Source organism: Methylobacterium trifolii, assembly GCF_022179685.1.
GTDB classification, from domain to species: domain Bacteria; phylum Pseudomonadota; class Alphaproteobacteria; order Rhizobiales; family Beijerinckiaceae; genus Methylobacterium; species Methylobacterium trifolii.
Genome location: NZ_BPRB01000352.1, coordinates 1 through 4,417, shown reverse-complemented (window position 1 = coordinate 4,417; position 4,417 = coordinate 1). Strand labels below are relative to the sequence as shown.

Here is a 4,417-nt window from a genome sequence, read left to right as displayed (position 1 = left end):
CGACGAGCGGCTTCCGCTCTATGCGTGGCTCGAAGACGTGGACTTCAGCCGGCAGATCGCGCCCTACGGCCGGATCGTGCGGGTGCCCGCCAGCCGGGGCGTGCATCTCGGGATCAAGTCGGGGCGGCAATCGGGCCTGAGGCTCGGCTACTCGCAGATCGCCAACCCGATCCACCTCATGCGCAAGGGCACCTGCTCCTATCGGAAGGCCCTCTATCTGATGTGCCGCAACGTGGCGGCGAACCTGTCCCGCTGCCCGCGGCCGGAACCGTATGTCGACCGGCTCGGGCGCTGCCTCGGCAACCTGCGTGCCGCCTTCGACATCATCACCGGCCGGCTCGACCCGGCGCGCATCCTGAGCTTCGACCCGGCGCGCGGAGGGGGACGATGAACACCCGCCCGCAGGGCGCACCCTCCGGGCGGATCGGTCGCGTCGTCGTCATCAACGACGTCTCGGTGGTCCGCGGCGGCGCGACCGCGATCGCCCTGACCTCCGCGCGGATGATGCGCGACCGCGGCATCCCCGTCACCTTCGTCACGGGCGACCGCGGTGACGCCCTGACGCCGGCCGATCGCGGCATCGTCTTCGAGGCGCTCCAGGGCCGCCATATTCTCGAAGGGCCTCGCGCCGGAGCGGCTCTGCGCGGCCTCTACAACGCCGACGCGGCGCGCGCCCTCGCCCGCTTCATCGCTCGGACCGACACGCCCGACACCGTCTACCACCTGCACGGCTGGTCGAAGGTCCTGTCGCCGTCTGTGTTCCGGGCGCTCGCGCCCGTCGCCAGCCGGCTGGTCGTCGCCGCCCACGACTTCTTCCTCGTCTGCCCGAACGGCGGCAGCTTCGATTTCCGCCGCGAGGCGGTCTGCGACCTGCGCCCCATGGGTGCCGGCTGCCTCGTCACGAATTGCGACCGGCGGCATGCCGCGCACAAGCTCTGGCGGGTGGTCCGGCAAGGGGTGCGGCGCGCGCTGATCGATTTCGGGACGACCGAGGCCCTTGTGCTCGCCGTGCACGAGGGCATGATCCCGATCCTCGATCGCGGTGGCATCGCGCGCAGCCGCTCGCGTGCCTTGCGCAATCCGGTGATGCCCTGGCGCGCTGAGCGGGTCGCGGCGGAGGCGAACCGCAGCATCCTGTTCGTCGGGCGTCTGGAGCAGGACAAGGGCGTCGATCTCCTCGCCCGCGCCGCCAGGCGCGCCAACGTGCCCCTGCGTGTCGTAGGCGCCGGCCCACTCGGTGCGCAGCTCGCGGCCGAGCACCCGGAAGTCGAGCAGCTTGGCTGGCGCGACCGGACGCAGATCGGCGCACTCGTGGCGCAGGCCCGCTGCCTCGTCATGCCGACCCGCTACCGCGAGGCCTTCGGCATCGTGGCCCTCGAAGGCTTGATGAGCGGCCTGCCGGTCGTCCTGCCCGACCATGCCATGCTCGCTCCGGAGATCCGCGACGGCGGCTTCGGCCTGACCTGCGACCCCCACGACGAGGCGGCGCTCGCCGCGACCCTGCGCAGGTTGGCCGACGACGACGAAGCGGTGGCCGCTATGAGCCGGCGTGGGCACGCCCACGCCCGGGAGCTCGCACCGACGCCCGATGCCTGGATCGACGCGCTCCTGGATCTCTACTCCGAGCGGTTCGAAGCCCGGCCCGCGCCCCTCTCACCCGAGCACGGCCACTATCCTTCGGATGCCCTGACCGTCGACACCCTGCGCATCCAGCAGGACGTGGTGGCACCGACGGCCGCTGCCCTGACCCACGTTCACACCGACGGCAACGCGAGGACATTTCAACTATGAATCCTGCAACCTGGCGCCGAATCGAGACGATCCCTTCCTGGCGCAGGGCCCATCGCCTGTTTCGCCGCCTTCCCGAGCCGGTCCGCGCGCCCCTGCGCATCGCGGCAAGCCCGGTCTGGTCGGGCGTTGTGCGCCTCGTCCTCGGCCGCAGCGGCGGCCGGGTCGTGTCCGGCCCCTTCACCGGAAACACCCTCGACCTCTCGCCGGTCTCCCAGCGACACCTCTTGTCGTACCTGCTCGGCACCACCGAGCTGGAGATCCGCCCGGTCGTGGAGAAGATCGTCAAGCGCGGCTACCGCACCATCCTCAACATCGGTGCCGCCGATGGCTACTACGCGGTCGGCTTCGCGTCCCGCTCCCCAGGCACCCGCATCGTGGCCTTCGAGGCCAAGGAGGAACTCCACCCGGCGCTCGCGCGGATCGGCCAGCTCAACGGCGTGGCGGACCGCATCACGATCCGTGGCCTGTGCGACGAGACGGTCCTACGGGGCGCCCTGCAAGACTCGTCTGACACCCTGGTCCTGATGGACATCGAGGGCGCCGAGAAGGCCTTGCTCGATCCCGCCAAGGTCTCCGAGCTCGCCCGGGTCGACGTCCTCGTCGAGACGCACGACGTCTTCGCCCCAGGCTGCACCGAGGCGCTGATCGCGCGGTTCTCGCCGACCCACGACATCGAGCGCCATCGCCAGCGCCCGCGCGTACTGGCGGACTTCCCCACCAGCTTCCTGCCGAGCCTGCCGCGCCTCGCCCCCCGGATCGCCGTGGCACTGCTCGACGAGAGGCGATTCGGCACCCAGGAATGGCTGCACATGACGCTTCGCCGTCCCACGGCCGCCGCGTCGGCGCGGAGCGCTACGACATGAGGATCGTCCTCGCGAGCGGGACCCCATACCTGCCGCAGGTCCGCGGCGGGGTGGAGGTCAACACCCACGAGATCGCTACCGAACTGCTCGCCCGCGGTCACGAGGTCAGCGTGCTGACGCGTCTCTCCTACCGTGACGCGTTCGGCCTGCGCGCCCGGATCGCCCAGGGCCTCTCCGCCGCGGGCTGCCGCGACGACTCTCTCGGCTACGCCGTGTACCGGGCGCGCAATCCGAGCGCACTCGTCCCCGACATGCTGCGCCCCGACGTGGTCGTGATCCAGAACGGCAACCCCTGGCCGGTCACGACCGCCTTCGCTGAGCGGGGCGTTCCGAGCCTCGTCTACCTGCACGGGCTCGGCTTCGATTCCTGGCCGCGCCAGAGCGCCGCCACGGGCGGTGACCGGATCCCCGCGAGCGGCTACCTGTCGATCTCGGACTTCGTGAAGCGGCGCTTCGCGGCGAAGCACGGCATCCCCACGCGCGTCATCCCGCCGATTCACCAGCGAGAGCGCTACGTTGCCGAGAGGCGGGAGCCCGCCTACGCGACGCTGATTAACCCGGTCGCGGTCAAAGGCGTCGATCTCGCGATCGAGGTCGCCGCCCGCTGTCCGGAGATCCCGTTCTGCTTCGTCAAGGGCTGGCCCCTGGGCTTGCGCGGGCGACGCCGGCTCAAGGCCCGTCTCGCGCAACTGTCGAACGTGACGTTTCGCGAGAACGTCGCCATGCCCACCGTCTACGGCTGGACCCGCATCCTCCTCGTGCCGAGCCAGTGGGAGGCCGAGACCTGGGGCCGGGTTGCGACGGAGGCGCAGTACAACGGCATCCCCGTCCTGGCGACCGACCGCGGCGGCCTTCCGGAATCGGTCGGGCCGGGCGGCTCTATCTTCCCTGTGAACGCCTCGCCCGATCTCTGGGCCGCGGAGTTACGCCGGCTCTGGAGCGATCCAGAGGCCTACCGGGAGAAGTCGGAGGCCGCGACCGCCTACTCGACGCGCCGGGCCATCGACGTCGAGGCGCAGATCGAGAGCCTCGAAGAGATCCTCTCGCAAACCGCCAAGATTCCACAACGAGGCCTCTATCAGCCAGACAGGGTCTTCGAAGGAGGGCTCCTCACAGTGTGAGACCATAAAAGGCTCCCAATACTTTCGATAAAACAGAAATATCGAAGATTTTTCTTCGGTAAGTGCCTCTATAGGCATAAGGCCCATCAACGGAGGTCCGGAAACATTCTGTGCAATCAACAAATGTAGTTGCATTTAATAAATTTCACAAACATTCTTCGGACGATGGACTAGGCGCGAGGCCTGCGAGGACCGCCCTCCACACTTGGCACGAAGGAACCCAACCCCATGCGGTGCAGTGACATTCCGGTCGTGATCTTATGCGGTGGCGAAGGCACGCGCATTCGCGAGGAGACCGGCACGAAGCCCAAGCCCCTCATCGAGGTCGGACCGGAGCCGATCCTGCTTCACATCATGAAGCTCTACGCTGCCCACGGCTTCCGGCGCTTTGTGCTCTGCCTTGGCTACCGCGGCGTGATGATCAAGGAATACTTCCTCAACCGCGAGATGCGGCTACGCGACCTCAAGCTCGACCTCGGCACCGGCGAGCGCTCGTTCCTCGGCAGGAGCGACGAGATGGACTGGGAGATCGTTTTCGCCGAGACCGGTGCAAAGACGCAGACCGGAGGGCGTATCAAGCGCTGCGCGAGCTACATCGACCAGCCCACCTTCATGGTGACCTACGGCGACGGGCTCGCCGAC

General features: G+C 68.6%; 5 protein-coding genes. All 5 read left to right on the top strand.

What is annotated here, in order from left to right; all coding sequences use genetic code 11:
* A partial coding sequence (locus COGEMETH_RS24265; RefSeq protein WP_507763005.1) for a glycosyltransferase family 2 protein occupies positions 1–391 on the top strand: 391 nt, incomplete at its 5' end.
* Positions 388–1,791 carry a glycosyltransferase family 4 protein gene (locus tag COGEMETH_RS24260; RefSeq protein ID WP_238185237.1) on the top strand — a complete coding sequence of 468 codons (1,404 nt, stop codon included), beginning with the start codon at positions 388–390 and terminating at the stop codon, positions 1,789–1,791. The genes COGEMETH_RS24265 and COGEMETH_RS24260, both read left to right, overlap by 4 nt.
* Complete coding sequence (locus tag COGEMETH_RS24255) at positions 1,788–2,654, top strand: class I SAM-dependent methyltransferase (RefSeq protein ID WP_238185236.1); 867 nt, start codon at positions 1,788–1,790, stop codon at positions 2,652–2,654. The genes COGEMETH_RS24260 and COGEMETH_RS24255 overlap by 4 nt, the downstream gene beginning before the upstream one ends.
* A complete protein-coding gene (locus COGEMETH_RS24250; protein WP_238185235.1) occupies positions 2,651–3,775 on the top strand; it encodes a glycosyltransferase in 1,125 nt (374 codons plus the stop codon). Before COGEMETH_RS24255 ends, COGEMETH_RS24250 begins: the two co-directional genes overlap by 4 nt.
* 228 nt (positions 3,776–4,003) lie before the next feature.
* Positions 4,004–4,417, top strand: a 414-nt coding sequence (locus COGEMETH_RS24245) for a sugar phosphate nucleotidyltransferase (RefSeq protein ID WP_238185234.1), incomplete at its 3' end; no start/stop codon positions are given.

Bases quoted from the DNA above. Each gene is read 5' to 3' on its own strand.
- COGEMETH_RS24250 (WP_238185235.1), top strand. From the start codon at position 2,651: ATGAGGATCGTCCTCGCGAGCGGGACCCCATACCTGCCGCAGGTCCGC.
- COGEMETH_RS24255 (WP_238185236.1), top strand. From the start codon at position 1,788: ATGAATCCTGCAACCTGGCGCCGAATCGAGACGATCCCTTCCTGGCGC.
- COGEMETH_RS24260 (WP_238185237.1), top strand. From the start codon at position 388: ATGAACACCCGCCCGCAGGGCGCACCCTCCGGGCGGATCGGTCGCGTC.